Below are 13763 nucleotides of genomic sequence, written 5' to 3' on the forward strand. Positions count from 1 at the left end.
ACAAAAAGAAAGGGGAGCAGATGCTCCCCTTTTTCATCTCAGGCGATCAGCCTGAAATTTATTCCGGCTTGATCGCCGAGGCTTGCAGACCCTTCGGGCCTTGCTTCACCTCGAAGGTGACCTTCTGGCCGTCCTTCAGGGTCTTGAAGCCCGAACCCTGAATTTCGGAGAAGTGCGCGAACAGATCTGCGCCGCCGCCGTCCGGAGTGATGAAGCCGAAGCCTTTGGTTTCGTTAAACCATTTGACAGTACCCGTGGCCATGCAAAAATTCCTTTAAAAAACAAAAAACACGTCGTCCAGCCGATCCGGACATCGCACGAAGAACCGGCTGATTCCGAATCTTGCGTAGACAAAGTCTTCAGACGACTGTCCGAGCATCATAACCAGTTTGAGGCAGAGTGTCGATGGGCGGTATTTTCGCGAAATGTCGCTTTTATGCATCCCACTGGTAAACACCTACAAAGCCCGTAAATGTTGGGTTGAACGCAGAAAGTTATGCGCTAAAGGCCGCATTTACATCTCAATTTAGGTGAATTGAAAACCACCTAGACGGCCTCTTTTTCGGGTGCGCCTATCCGTTGAAATTTGTATGAATTGAAATTTATCGAACTTGTGTTTTTATGCTGTCTTCCCTAAGATGAGCGCTGCTGACTTTCAGCGCTGAAAGTGGAGGACCAGTGAGCGCCAAGATCGTAACGGTATTCAATCAGAAAGGCGGATGCGGCAAGACCACGGTCAGCATGCACATCGCCGGAACCCTTGGTTTGCGGGGGAGTAAAACGCTGCTGGTCGATATGGACGAGCAAGGAACGGCCACACGGTGGGCCGCTCAAGCGCCCGAAGACAAGCCCTTTCCAGCTTCGGTGATCGGTTTAGCGCCGTCTGGCGGCGCCATGCACAGAGAGGTGCGCAAGTTTGTGGCGGACTACGATTACATCGTCGTCGATTGCCCTCCAGCGGTCCACTCGCCGTCTTCGTCAAGCGCGCTGCTGATCTCCGACATTGCGTTGATTCCCGTAGTGCCGTCGCCTCCGGATCTCTGGGCTGCCGTGGCCGCCAAAGCCCTCGCGCAGCAGGCCCAGGTAACCAACGAAACGCTGCGCATTCGCGTACTGGCGAACATGGTCCAGCGGCGGGTTTCGCTCGCGAAGCAAGCAATTGAAATTCTTGGTGATGATGGTGATATTCCTTTGATGGATTCCATGATCGGTTCGCGCTCTGCATTTCGGGAGTGTCAGGCGATCGGTGCGACGGTGCATGGTGTGTCGGGCGCCCGGGAAGCCATCAGTGAAGTCGACATCTTGATCGACGAGGTGTTGCAGTTGTTGCAGGAGGAACGTGTATGAGCGCGAAGTTGAAATCGCTCAAAGACGGCATGCTGGCCGGCATTGCCGCAGAGAAGACCAAGGCGACACCCGTTGATCGTTTTGCGCTAGCAGAAAAAGCGATTACATCGCACCCTCGCGGCCTGCTTGGCCAAGCTGCCCCCGCCGCTGCTTTCAGCGCTGAAAGTCCTGTGCCCGCGAATACGTCTGAACGCCGGGTGATCAAGGTTCCGCTTGAACGGTTGCAGGAAAATCCGCTTAACGCCCGCCGCATCTACGATCCGCAAATCGTCCAGGAGCGGGCGGCGTCCATCGCTACGCATGGTCAGCAGACGCCAGGCTTGGCGGCGCCAGACCCGGCACGCCCAGGTTGGTATGTCCTGATCGATGGCCACTACCGGAAGCGTGCCTTGGCCGCCGCTGGGAAGGCCGAGATGGACTGCTTCATCGAGGACGGCCTGTCGGATATCGATTTCTATCGGCTGTCCTTCGTCTTGAACGAGCAGCGTTCCGGCCAATCCGTGTTGGACAACGCCATCGCTTGGCGGCAGCTGCTAGATGAAGGAAAAGTTAAAAAAGAAGAAGATATTTGCGAGATTACCGGCGTATCCGCAGGAACGGTCAACAAGACGTTGGCGCTGCTGAAACTGCCGGAGTCAGTGCTCGAAGTCATGAAGGAGCGACCGGCTGGTATTGGTATCGCGACCGGATACGAGCTGACGCTGTACTTCAAGAGCGCGGGCGAAGACCGTACGCGTGAGCTGGTACATCGCGTACTGGAAGAGGGGCTCTCAAGCCGCGACGTGGAGCAGATCCGCAAGGTGGCTCAAGAAGGGCGTACTCGCAAGGTGAAGGAAGTCAGCCGCCAATACAAGATTCGAAGCGCGGAAGGTGATCTTCTCGGCACAATCAAGGAGTGGGATTCCGGGAGAGTGATGCTTGATGTGAAGCTCGGAGATCGTGCCGCCCGGGAATCGCTGGTGGAAGCGCTGAAAAGCCGATTTGGCCTGGACGTCGCCCTACTGTAGTTCCGCCGCAGATTTGTCCACAAGAAGCGCCCCATGGGGCGCTTTTTTTTGCCCTGATTTCGGCCACGAGGGCCATATCGGCGCGTGGAGCGTACCCATTTCTGCGCAGGCTCAGCGGTGTCCGGTGCACCCCATGGAAGGCTCGTTCCCCCGCCCGCCCGGCGCTGAAATGAGGGGGGCTTGCCATTCAAAGGGGATGTTTATGCTTCACGATTGGACTGCAAGTACAAATACGCAAAATGTAAATAATGATATGTAACATACACCGCTTGAGGTTTTTAACCCTTTATGTACACTATATGGACACTCGATAGCCCCTATGGCACGCCCCGGTCTCTATTTCTCGGCTGAGCAGCAGCAACGAATCGTTGAAGCGATTCGACGGTTGGATATCGCCTTCCCGCACGACAACGCTGTGTTCCTCGATGAGGTGATCGAAGCCGTTCAGGCGGTGACGCGCCGTGTCTACGGCGTTCGGCGTTACGTGCAGTGGCTGGCGGAAGCCGGAGTACGCCGGCGTCCGAGCAATGCGACGTTACAGAAGGCGATCGACCGGGCGCAGGGGCGTGGGCCGGTTGCAAGTGGTATCGGTACGGATGCGGTTGAGCCTTGGCCGATCCCGTTGGCACACGCAGAAACGGGTACGCTTTCAGCGCGCGACGAACGCAACCGCATCGCTTCGCGCGCCATTGGCGCGCCCGGTGCGGGTGCCGAATGGATGGAAGCGCGCATCCGAGCCGAGGTGGCGGAGCGCGCGCTGGAACACGAAGCCGCGCGCAATCGGCAATTGCAGGCCGCCATGGCTGACTTGGAGCGGCGTCTCGGCGAAGCGCTTGCCACGGCGCCGGCCGTGCCGCCCAAGTTGACCGACGCGACCCTCGAGCGCCTGGAGCAGACCATGGAAACCGTGACCCGCCTGGAGGGCGCGGCCAGCGCGCTGGCGGGTACGGAGCGCTTTCTACGCCTGCAAAACGATGCGGTGCGCCAGCAGACGCAAAACGAAGCCGATCAACTGCGTCAGCGCATCCGCACCCTGGAAGCCGAGGTCGCGCAACTGAACGCCCAGATCGATGCCTACCGGCGCACGCCCGAGCGCACCGCGCCGGTCTCGCGCGGCTGGGTCAAGCCATCTTCCTGATTTTCGACCCACTGTTAGCGGGTGCTTACTGGTCTGGCCGAGCGCGAGTTGGCTCAGAACGGCACGCAGAATTGGGTACGCTTTTCGACTTTCGGCGCTGAAAGTTGGTGCGACGGAGTTTCAACCCGTTGTAGGAAAGGTGCCGATGCAACGCCCGCAACGTTGCGCGGGGGGCGCCAGATGGTGCTCCGTCAAAGGGTCGACCCCTTTTATTTACGCTGGCATATGACTTGCTCATGACGCTACGTCTCACCAATGGAGTTGTCATGAACGAGAAGATCACCAAGGCCGTGTTTCCCGTGGCGGGACTCGGTACACGTTTTCTACCCGCCACCAAGGCCAGCCCGAAAGAGATGCTGCCGATCGTCGATAAGCCGCTGATCCAATATGCGGTGGAAGAGGCTGCCGCCGCGGGTATCACGGAAATGATCTTCATCACGGGCCGCGCCAAGCGCGCTATCGAAGACCATTTCGACAAGGCTTACGAGCTTGAAACCGAGCTGGCCGCCAAGAACAAGCAGGCGCTGCTGGAGATGGTGCAATCCATCAAGCCGTCGGGCGTCGAGTGCTTTTATGTGCGTCAGCCGGAGACCCTGGGTCTCGGCCACGCCGTGCTCTGTGCGCAGAAACTGGTACGCGACGAACCCTTCGCCGTGATCCTGGCCGATGACTTGCTGGACAACCAGCCGCCCGTCATGCAGCAGATGACGGAGCTTTACGATCACTACCGTTGCTCCATCGTCGGCGTCGAAACGATTGCGCCCGAAGCCTCGCGGTCGTATGGCGTGGTTGCCGGCCGTGAATGGGATGATCGGCTGGTCAAGCTCGATGGCATCGTCGAAAAGCCGGCGCCGAAGGATGCGCCGTCGAACCTGGGCGTGGTCGGGCGCTACATTCTGACGCCGCGCATCTTCGATCATCTGCGCAATCTGAAGCCTGGCGCAGGCGGCGAATTGCAGTTGACGGACGCCATCCAGAGCCTGATGGCCGAAGAGCAGATACTGGCCTATCGCTACCGTGGTCAGCGGTTCGATTGCGGAAGCAAGTTCGGTTACCTGCAGGCGACGGTCGAGTTTGCGCTGCGCCACCCGGAAGTGCGTGCTGACTTTGAGGCGTATCTGCATGAGCGTCTGGGCCTGTCCCAAACGCATGAAGATGTGTCTGCCGAGATGGAGTCGTTGGTTCGCGACACCGTTCCGCTGAGCGTGGCCGCCTGAGCTTCGTCCCTTTCAGAATCGGTCGTGCGGGTTTCCGCACAGGCCGCCCGGCCGATTCTGATAAACCGCACACCTCTCCGATCTCCCGTTGTTCGGTCGATTCCCCGCAAAGCCTGGTGCCATGGGCGTTTGTGGCGGGTCGACACGCCTGTTTTCTGCATGGAATGCTTCTTGAGTAAGAGCGACCACCCATAAACCGGCGGACCGATTGGACGTCGCACACGCAGCTCCGTGTGCGAACTGTCACCAGCAAAGGCCGCCGCAACGCTCCAAGGAGACACCATGACGCAGCCTCAGGCTGGTGCGGTCACGGGCGACTTTTCGCCCGCGCAGGCCCCCACCAAAGACACTCCCGCAGACGTACGCCGTCGTCTGCGTTCCATCTTCTCCGGTTCGATTGGCAACCTTGTCGAGTGGTACGACTGGTATGTCTACTCGGCGTTTGCCCTGTACTTTGCCAAGTCGTTCTTCCCGAAGGGCGACCAGACCGCGCAGCTGCTCAATACGGCGGCGGTGTTTGCGGTCGGCTTTCTGGCGCGTCCGGTGGGCGGGTGGTTGATGGGTATCTACGCCGATCGCTACGGCCGCAAGCGCGCGCTGTTCTTCTCGGTGGTGCTCATGTGCGCGGGCTCGCTCATCATTGCGCTCACGCCGAGCTACGCGACCATCGGCGTGGCGGCACCCGTGCTGCTGGTGCTGGCGCGTCTGCTGCAAGGCTTGTCGGTCGGCGGAGAATACGGCACCTCGGCCACGTACCTGAGCGAAGTCGCCAACAAGGAAAACCGCGGCTTCTACTCGAGCTTCCAGTACGTCACGCTCATCGCCGGGCAACTGACGGCGCTGGCCCTGCTGATCGTGCTGCAGCAGTTCGTGCTGTCGCCGGCGCAGCTTGAGGCGTGGGGGTGGCGCATCCCGTTCTTCATCGGCGCGCTGTGTGCGCTGCTGGCAATGGTCATGCGCTCGCACATGGAGGAGACGCAATCCTTTACCGCCGCGAAGACAAACAAGAAGCGAGGCACGCTGTCGGAACTGGCCAAGCATCCGCGCGCCGTTGCAACGGTCGTGGGCCTGACGACGGGCGGTACGGTGGCGTTCTACACGTACTCGATCTACATGCAGAAGTTCCTCGCCAACACGGTGGGGCTGTCGAAGGACACGGCGACGCTGGTGTCCGGTGCCACGCTGCTGCTGTTCGCGATGCTGCAGCCGATCGTGGGCGGGCTGTCCGACCGCATTGGCCGCCGTCCGATCCTGATCGCGTTTGGCGTGCTGGGTACGCTGTTCACCGTGCCGATCATGACCGGCATCAGCCAGACCACCAACGTGTGGACGGCGTTCTTCCTGATCATGGCCGCGTTGGTGATTGTCTCCGGCTACACGTCGATCAACGCGGTGGTCAAGGCGGAGCTGTTCCCCGCGGAAGTGCGTGCGCTGGGCGTGGGCCTGCCGTATGCACTCACGGTGTCGATCTTCGGCGGCACGGCCGAGTACATCGCGCTGTGGCTCAAGCAAGCGGGTCACGAGTCGCTGTTCTACTGGTATGTGACGGGCACGATCTTCCTGTCGCTGTTGGTGTACGTGTTCATGCGCGATACTCGCGAGCATTCCCGCATCGAACATTGACCCCATGTCGCCAACCGACGGCCACGCCGACCTTGCCCACCCCGCACACGGGCGCGGCTGGCGCATGGCCGTCGCGCTGGCCATGGCGGCGTGCTGTGCGGCAGCGGGGTGGGGCGCTTACGCCATCGCCCTGCAACGCTACGTTGCCACGCGCGCCGAAGAGGCGGGCCAGCGCACCACCTTCTACGCACAGAACCTGCGCAGCACGCTGGCCCGCTATGAATCATTGCCGAGGCTGGCGGCGCTGGAGCATGTGCTGCACGTCGCACTGCAAGAGAATCCCCAGGCTGGCGACGCTGTCATGCGCCGCGCAGCCAATGCCTATCTGAAGGAAGTGCAGGCGGCCACCGATCTGGCCGCTGCGCACCTGATCAATACGACCGGCCTCACGATTGCGGCCAGCAACTGGGATCTGCCGACCTCGTTCGTCGGCCAGAACTACGCATTCCGCCCGTACTTTGTCGAGGCCATGCGCGAAGGGCTGGGTCGCTTCTACGGCGTGGGCAATACCACCGGCGAGACGGGCTATTTCGTGGCCGCCCCCGTGCGCGAAGACAACAAGCCGATCGGCGTGGTCGTCGTGAAGGTCAACCTCGATGCATTCGAGGCCACGTTGTCGCGCAGCGGCGATACGGTGCTGCTCGTGGATCGGTACGGCGTGATCTTCCTGTCGTCCGTACCCGAGTGGAAATACCGCACACTCGGCACCTTGAGCGCGGACCAGCGCGTAGCACTCGACGCGACGCGCCAGTACGCCCCCCACAACCTCACGCCGCTCGGAATGCGCGACGGGCAAGCCGCAAGCGTACCCTTTTCTGCGGACCACCCGCCGCAGACCGTGCGCGTGGCGTTGCCCGGAAAATCGGCGTCGACGCTGCGTGTGCAGTACCGCCCGGTGGGCCTGCTCGGCTGGCAGGTCGCCGTGTTGATCGACCCTCGCGACGAGCAGCGTACCGCGCTGGTGGCCGGTGCAAGTGCAGCGTTTGCGATGGCGTTGATCTTCGCCGTACTCGTGGCTTTGCGCCTGCGTACGCGCCGGCGCGAAGAGCAACACCGCGCGCGCGCCGCACTGCGCGAAATCCAGCGTGATCTGGAAGCACGGATCGCACAGCGCACTGCGGAGCTGACGTCCGCCAACACCGCGCTGGCCGGCAAGGTCGAAGCGCTCGATGCCGCGCAACGCATCCTGCGTGAAACGCGCGATGCTGCCGTGCAGGCCGGCAAGCTCGCTGTGCTCGGCCAGATGGCCGCCGGCATCACGCACGAACTCAACCAGCCGCTTACCGCGCTAACCACGCTGTCGGACAACGCCAACCAGCTTGCCGAGCGCGGCCGCATCGACGAAGTGCGCGGCAACCTCACGCACATCAGCCAGCTTGCCGAACGCATGGGCCGCATCGTTTCGCACATCAAGGCGTTCTCGCGCAAGGGCGATGCGGCACGCGCGGCCGTGTCGGTGGACGAAGCGATTCGCCAGGCGCTGATGCTGGTCGAGACCCGTCGCCGCCAGGCCGGGGTGACGGTGGTGACCGAACCCGTCCCAGCTGATCTTGCGGTCTGGGCCAACGCCGTGCGGCTTGAGCAGGTGCTCGTCAACCTCATCCGCAATGCCATTGATGCCACCGCCGAGGGACCGGTCGCCGAATCGGCTACCGTGCGCGTAAGCGTCGAGCCCATCGAGAAATGGGTACGCATCACCGTGCGCGACTTCGGTCCGGGCATTTCCACTGATGTGCTGCCGCGCCTGTTCGAGCCGTTCTTCACCACCAAGGACGATGGTCAGGGCCTGGGGCTCGGGCTGGCGATTTCGCTGGCGATCATCGAAGACTTTGGCGGCCGGCTCGAAGGCCGCAATGCGGGTGACGATGCAGGTGGCGCAGAATTCATCATCGAGCTTGAACGCGTTGTGAAACCCACATGACTGAACACGGCACGCCAGACCCTTCCCCCATCGACCACGCGCCCGTATTCCTGATCGAAGACGATGACGTCGTGCGCCTGGGCTGCGAGCAGGCACTCTCGCTGGCCGACGTGCCGGTGCAGTCCTTTGCCGACGCGGAAAGCGCGCTGGCCGCACTCGCCACGCAAACGCCGGCCGTGGTCGTCACCGACGTGCGCCTGCCCGGCCGCGACGGCCTGGCTGTGCTGCGCGAGATGCTGCGGCACGACCGCCAGTTGCCCGTCATCCTCATCACCGGTCATGGCGATGTGACGATGGCCGTGGCCGCCATGCGCGCGGGCGCATACGACTTCATGGAGAAGCCGTTCCACTCAGAGCGCCTCGTCGACGTGGTGCGGCGTGCGTTGGAGAAGCGCCGGCTCACGTCCGAAAACCTGCGTTTGCGTGAAGCGCTGCAGGGCCGGCAGGCGTACCTATTGATCGGCCAGAGCGCCGTCATGCAGAACGTACGCCGGCTCGTCACCGCGCTGGCGCCGACCGATGCCGACATCCTCGTGACGGGCGAGACCGGCTCGGGCAAGGAAGTGCTCGCGCGCGCCATTCACGAAGGCAGCCGACGTCGCGGGCCGTTCGTCGCGCTCAATTGCGCGGCGCTGCCGGAGTCCGTGTTCGAGAGCGAGATGTTCGGCCACGAGGCGGGCGCTTTCACAGGTGCCAACCGCCGCCGCATCGGCAAGATGGAATATGCAGATGGCGGCACGCTGTTCCTGGATGAGATCGAATCGATGCCGCTGGCGTTGCAGGCCAAGCTGCTGCGAGCGCTGCAGGAACGCAGCATCGAACGGCTGGGCAGTAACGCGAGCGTGCCGGTCAATTGCCGTGTGGTGGCTGCCGCCAAGGTCGACCTGAAGGAGGCATCCGATCACGGGCAGTTCCGCGCGGACTTGTATTACCGCCTGAACGTCGTGTCGATTGCGCTGCCGGCGCTGCGCCAGCGTGCCGAAGACATTCCGCTGCTGATGGCCCACTTTCTGCAGCAGGCCGCGGTGCGCTACGAGCGTGCGGCGCCCGATTGGTCTGCGCAAGACATGATGCGCTGGCAGCACCACGACTGGCCCGGCAACGTGCGCGAACTGAAGAACGTGGCGGAGCGCTTTTGCCTCGGATTGGACGACGGCCTGGTGGTTTCAGAGGCGAGCCAGCATTCCCTGGCCGGTCGGATGATGGCGGTCGAACGCACCACCATCGAAGAAGCACTGCGCGCCACGGAGGGCAACGTTGCCCGTGCGGCCGATTTGCTCGCCGTGCCGCGCAAGACGCTATACGACAAGCTCAACCGGCACGGCATCGAGCCGGACAAGTTCCGCAGCAGTTAGCGCAGCGAGGATTCGCCGATCTTGCGGCCGCCTTGCGGAGGCCAGCACGTTGCTGCCAGCAGCACGGCGGCCACGGCGTAGATCGCTTCGGTCACCGCCAGGGGCAGCACATGTACCTGGTACAGCGCAGCGGGCAAGTCAGCCAGCGCATGCAGCAACACCGCCAGCACGACGATCACAAACCGCCGCTGCCGCACCGCGTGCCACACCACCAGCGTGAGCGTGAACTGGATCAGCATCGCCGCAAGGCGCTCGCTCACCGCACCGAGCGCCAGCCACGGCGACAGCTGCGCCAGCATGGCATGGATGGTCCCGACCATGGCATCGGCACCGCTGGCCGCGAGGCGCGATTCCAGCTCGCCGCGGTTGCTGGCAATGCCGAACATCACCATCTGGGCCTGCGATGCCGCACCGACCAGCCAGGCTTCGATGCCCGCGTGACCGAGCGCATACGCCACCGGTGTGGCGGCACCCCCCGGCTTGCGCACGAGAAAACGCAGGCCGAGCCAGCGGCCGCTTTCCTCGAACAAGCCGGCCATCAGCGCGCCGTAGATGACGAACAGCACGGGCATGCGCAGCCAGTGCGCCGTGGTCGGGTTGAGCTGCAGCAGGTACAAATGCAGCGTGCGTTCCAGCACCAACGCAAACACCACAAACACCGCCGCGCCCACGCCGATGTCGCGCCATGCAAGGTCGAAGCGCCGCCGCAGCCAGAACCACGCTACGACGGGCACGCTTGCGATGAGCAAGGCCGCGATGGCGTGGGCAACAAGGGCAGGGATGGCGACGGTGAACATGGCGGATGGAGACAGTCGGGCAATCGAGTTGGCCGCATGCTACCTGAGCGTGCTGGCGCGAGTCTTGTGGGCCGATTGTTACAATACGTACCTGCGGCAGCAATGCCGCTTCTTGGCTTCTTGATATGGCAGGACGGACGGTCGTGAAACGCATGATGTGGCGGTGGATCTGGATATGCAGTGTCGGCGCGGGCGCCTTCGGCATGGCGGTGCCTGCCCAGGCCGCACGCTGGCACCAATACCTGACGACGACGTCCGTCGTGGCTTCCATCGATCGCACGTCGCTGCGCTCCAACCGTACCGGTCACAAAATTTTTCTGGCGCGCACGGTGCTCAAGCGCAGTGAACGCCGCGCCCATGGCGCCCATTACCGGCCCGGCACGATGATCCTCTCGCGCCAGGAGATCGACTGCCATCGCCAGCGCATCCGCCTGGTCGACTACGTGGTGCGCGGTCCCGACGGCGCCACGCTCGATACCGATACCGCAGCCGGCGCGCACTGGATGCGCATCCGCCCCGGTACGCTCGCGGCGCGCTCGGCCGCCTATGTCTGCGGCCGCCGTTAGACACGGCGGCGACTCGACATTGATCGGCGGGCATAGCACTATGGTGTTTGCCCTCACACCACAACAAGACGCCGGCCGCGAGGGGCGCCGGCGCCAGCCGACCGTTTGATGAAACTGACCCTGAAGTCGCAGGCGGCCATCATGGCGACCGTCATCAGCGTGACGGTGGTGAGCGTGTTCGGCTGGTCGCAACGCGAGCCGATCCGCCGCGAGGTGATGGCGCAGATCAAGGCGCAGCAGACGGCCATGGTCAAGGAGTCGGCGGAAGACCTGAAGCAGCGGCTGGACACATACCTGGGCGTGCTCGAGCGCACTGCGCAGCAGATGCGCACCGTACACTTCGACACGCCGGCGCAAGAAGCGGCGTTCTACCGCTCCATCCAGCCGGCCAGCGGCCTGTTCGACGGCGTGTTCCTGGCCTCGGCTGACGGCAAGGTGACAGCCACCTCGCCGCACCGCGCGGGCGTGGTCGGCATCGACATTTCGGATCGGGATTACTTCAGGCAGGTCATGGTGGTCGACCAGCCGACCATCTCCGCACCGCTGCGCAACCGTGTGGGCGGCGAGCCCATCGTCATCATGGCCGCGCCCGTGCATGATCAGGATGGCAATCTCGTCGGGCTGATCGGCGCGTCGCTGTACCTGCTCAAGCCGAACTTTCTGGGCGACATGCGCGACATGCGCGTGGGCCAGACCGGCCATGTCTACCTGGCCACGCGAGGTGACAACCCCGTTTATATCGTCCACCCCCAGGCCGACAAGACGCTGGCGCCGCTCGATGCCGATCCGGCGGTGGCCGCAGCCTTTTACGCGAATCCGGACGCACTGCCTGATCGCGGTGGCGACGTGGTCACCACGCAAGACATCACCTCGGCCGGCTGGACCCTCGCTGCGGTGTTGCCCGGCGCCGAGGCCAACCGGCAGCTCTTCCTCATGCGCCAGCGTTTTCGCTGGTCGCTCCTGGTGCTGGCGGCGATGATCGGCGCATCGGTGTGGGCGGCGATGCTGTGGCTGTTGCGCCCGCTTGGCCGGTTGCATTCAGCCATGACGCAGCTTTCGGCCACGGACTTGCGCAACGCGCCTCCGCTCGAGCTGGGCAGTACCTCTGCGGAAATCGACGCAGTATCAACGGCGTTCCATAAGCTGATGGACGAGGTCGTCCGCCAGCGCGCCGAACTCGAAGCCGTCAACGATGCGTCGCCGCTCGGGTTGTTCCGCTCGGATGCGGAGGGGCGGACCGTCTATACCAACGAGGCGTATCGCCGGCTGCTCGGTGCAACGCATGAAGAGGCGCTGGCCGATGTGTGGCTCGCACGTCTGCATCCGGACGACCGGGATGCCACCATGGCCGGTTGGCGCGATGCGGTTGCACGCGGGGCCGGCTACAACGCCGAGCAGCGCGTGATCGTGCCAGGCCTGGGTGAGCGACTGCTGGTGGTCACGACAGCGCCGGTGCGGGTGGACGGCGAGGTGGTCGGCCACGTTGGGGCCATGGAAGACATCACCGTGCGGGCGCGGGCGCAACAAGCCTCGCGCGTGCTGACCAAGATCCTCGACTCCACCACCGACTTCGTTGCGCAAAGCGACGTACAGGGCAACGTCACCTACATGAATCCGGCCGGCCGCCGCTTTGCCGGCATTGCGCCGGGTGCCAATCTCCAAGGCCTGACGGTTGCGGATTTCTACCCGCCCGAGACAATGGGCTGGCTGCGCGAGGTGGCCGTACCCGCAGCCTCGCGCGATGGCGTATGGATTGGCGAAACCACCGCGCGAGGTGCCGAGGGTCAGGTCGTGCCGATCAACCACATGATCATCGCGCACCGCGATCCTGCCGGGCGTATGGAGTATTTCTCGTCGGTCATGCGCGACATCACGCAGGACAAGGCCGCCAAGGAAGCGCTGCAGCGCAGCCGCGAAACGCTGCAGACCGTGACCGATGCGCTGCCCGCGCTGGTGGCCTTCATCGACACCAAGGAGCACTTCCGCTTCCTGAATGCCGCCTACGAGAAAGCGTATGGACGATCGACCGTGAGCATGCTCGGGCAGACGCTGCGCGAAGTCGTGGGGGACGACGCTTACAGCAACCTCCGCGATGCGTTGCAGCGTGCGCTGGGCGGAGAGACGATGGTCTTCGAGCGCGAGACCGGGGCCCTCGATCAATACCGGTGTGAAGAGGTCAGCTATCTTCCGCAGTTCGATTCGCAGGGCCGCGTGGCGGGTGTGCATTCGGTTACGCTGGATATTACGGAGCGCAAGAAGCAGGAGCTGCGCCTGCGCGCGCTGACCACCACCGACCACCTCACCGGCCTGGCCAACCGTGCCGGCTTTGAAGCGCGTTTGCAGGGGGCGCTGGACCAGGCACGTGTGAATGGATCGACCGGAGCGCTCCTGCTGATCGATCTCGACCACTTCAAGGTGGTCAACGACACGCACGGGCATGCCGTTGGCGATGCGCTGCTGCGTACTTTCGCGCAGCGGCTGGCGCGTGCTGTGCGCCCGTATGACGGCGTGGCGCGTTTTGGCGGTGACGAGTTTGCCGTCATCCTGGAGCACCTGTCGCACCCGGGCGACGCAAAGACGGTTGCCGCGAATATCCTTGCCGCATGCAACAAGCCGTTTCGCCTGCGTGAGGCGATGGTGCAGGTGGGCGCGAGCATCGGTATCGCAACCTTCGACGCGCGTACGCTGGCGCAGAGCGTCGTCTTCGAAGCCGCCGACGAGGCGTTGTACGAAGCCAAATCGCGTGGCAAGGGCTTGTTTGTCAGCGCCGACGAGCTGCCCACGGGCTGATT

At 63.3% G+C, this 13763-nt stretch carries 11 protein-coding genes; 9 read left to right on the forward strand and 2 right to left on the reverse strand.

Features of this window, described 5'->3' with window-relative positions; translation table 11 throughout:
* Positions 1-58 precede the first annotated feature (58 nt).
* Positions 59-262, reverse strand: coding sequence for a cold-shock protein (locus ACTJK6_RS19885; protein ID WP_004632415.1), 204 nt, complete (start codon positions 260-262; stop codon positions 59-61).
* A gap of 416 nt (positions 263-678) precedes the next feature.
* Here ACTJK6_RS19885 and ACTJK6_RS19890 point away from each other — a divergent pair, with 416 nt between their 5' ends.
* From ACTJK6_RS19890 to ACTJK6_RS19920, 7 genes are all read left to right on the forward strand, one after another.
* The gene (locus tag ACTJK6_RS19890) at positions 679-1347 is read left to right on the forward strand and encodes a ParA family protein (RefSeq protein ID WP_316668838.1); all 669 of its coding nucleotides are present in this window, start codon (positions 679-681) and stop codon (positions 1345-1347) included.
* Positions 1344-2354, forward strand: a complete 1011-nt coding sequence (locus ACTJK6_RS19895) for a ParB/RepB/Spo0J family partition protein (RefSeq protein ID WP_316879699.1) — start codon at positions 1344-1346, stop codon at positions 2352-2354. The genes ACTJK6_RS19890 and ACTJK6_RS19895 overlap by 4 nt, the downstream gene beginning before the upstream one ends.
* Positions 2355-2673: 319 nt before the next feature.
* Positions 2674-3492 carry a DNA-binding protein gene (locus ACTJK6_RS19900; RefSeq protein ID WP_260801113.1) on the forward strand — a complete coding sequence of 273 codons (819 nt, stop codon included), beginning with the start codon at positions 2674-2676 and terminating at the stop codon, positions 3490-3492.
* 266 nt (positions 3493-3758) lie between these two features.
* Positions 3759-4709: a UTP--glucose-1-phosphate uridylyltransferase GalU gene (gene galU / locus ACTJK6_RS19905; protein ID WP_440839931.1), complete on the forward strand. Its 951-nt coding sequence runs from the start codon at positions 3759-3761 to the stop codon at positions 4707-4709.
* 282 nt (positions 4710-4991) lie between these two features.
* Entirely contained in the window at positions 4992-6332 is a 1341-nt protein-coding gene (locus ACTJK6_RS19910; protein ID WP_232038813.1) for an MFS transporter, read from the forward strand.
* 4 nt (positions 6333-6336) lie between these two features.
* Positions 6337-8253: a sensor histidine kinase gene (locus ACTJK6_RS19915; protein WP_440839932.1), complete on the forward strand. Its 1917-nt coding sequence runs from the start codon at positions 6337-6339 to the stop codon at positions 8251-8253.
* The gene (locus ACTJK6_RS19920; RefSeq protein ID WP_440839933.1) at positions 8250-9608 is read left to right on the forward strand and encodes a sigma-54-dependent transcriptional regulator; all 1359 of its coding nucleotides are present in this window, start codon (positions 8250-8252) and stop codon (positions 9606-9608) included. Before ACTJK6_RS19915 ends, ACTJK6_RS19920 begins: the two co-directional genes overlap by 4 nt.
* Here the strand turns inward: ACTJK6_RS19920 and ACTJK6_RS19925 are convergent.
* Positions 9605-10405 (reverse strand): YhfC family intramembrane metalloprotease, encoded by an 801-nt coding sequence (locus ACTJK6_RS19925; protein WP_260801117.1) that lies wholly within the window; start codon positions 10403-10405, stop codon positions 9605-9607. The two genes, ACTJK6_RS19920 and ACTJK6_RS19925, sit on opposite strands and share 4 nt — an antisense overlap.
* 125 nt (positions 10406-10530) lie before the next feature.
* Between ACTJK6_RS19925 and ACTJK6_RS19930 the strand changes: the two genes are divergently transcribed.
* Positions 10531-10971, forward strand: a complete 441-nt coding sequence (locus ACTJK6_RS19930; RefSeq protein WP_260801118.1) for a surface-adhesin E family protein — start codon at positions 10531-10533, stop codon at positions 10969-10971.
* 108 nt (positions 10972-11079) lie between these two features.
* On the forward strand, positions 11080-13761 hold the full coding sequence (locus ACTJK6_RS19935) for a diguanylate cyclase domain-containing protein (protein WP_440839934.1): 2682 nt from the start codon (positions 11080-11082) through the stop codon (positions 13759-13761).
* The last annotated feature ends 2 nt before the right edge of the window (positions 13762-13763 follow it).

The organism is Ralstonia sp. 22086 (genome assembly GCF_052045975.1).
Lineage (GTDB): Bacteria > Pseudomonadota > Gammaproteobacteria > Burkholderiales > Burkholderiaceae > Ralstonia > Ralstonia wenshanensis.

Excerpts from the sequence above, each read along its gene's own strand:
- ACTJK6_RS19910 (WP_232038813.1), top strand. The coding sequence starts at position 4,992 with ATGACGCAGCCTCAGGCTGGTGCGGTCACGGGCGACTTTTCGCCCGCG.
- galU (WP_440839931.1), top strand. The coding sequence starts at position 3,759 with ATGAACGAGAAGATCACCAAGGCCGTGTTTCCCGTGGCGGGACTCGGT.
- ACTJK6_RS19925 (WP_260801117.1), bottom strand. The coding sequence starts at position 10,405 with ATGTTCACCGTCGCCATCCCTGCCCTTGTTGCCCACGCCATCGCGGCC.
- ACTJK6_RS19915 (WP_440839932.1), top strand. The coding sequence starts at position 6,337 with ATGTCGCCAACCGACGGCCACGCCGACCTTGCCCACCCCGCACACGGG.
- ACTJK6_RS19935 (WP_440839934.1), top strand. The coding sequence starts at position 11,080 with ATGAAACTGACCCTGAAGTCGCAGGCGGCCATCATGGCGACCGTCATC.
- ACTJK6_RS19930 (WP_260801118.1), top strand. The coding sequence starts at position 10,531 with ATGGCAGGACGGACGGTCGTGAAACGCATGATGTGGCGGTGGATCTGG.
- ACTJK6_RS19885 (WP_004632415.1), bottom strand. The coding sequence starts at position 262 with ATGGCCACGGGTACTGTCAAATGGTTTAACGAAACCAAAGGCTTCGGC.
- ACTJK6_RS19895 (WP_316879699.1), top strand. The coding sequence starts at position 1,344 with ATGAGCGCGAAGTTGAAATCGCTCAAAGACGGCATGCTGGCCGGCATT.
- ACTJK6_RS19920 (WP_440839933.1), top strand. The coding sequence starts at position 8,250 with ATGACTGAACACGGCACGCCAGACCCTTCCCCCATCGACCACGCGCCC.
- ACTJK6_RS19900 (WP_260801113.1), top strand. The coding sequence starts at position 2,674 with ATGGCACGCCCCGGTCTCTATTTCTCGGCTGAGCAGCAGCAACGAATC.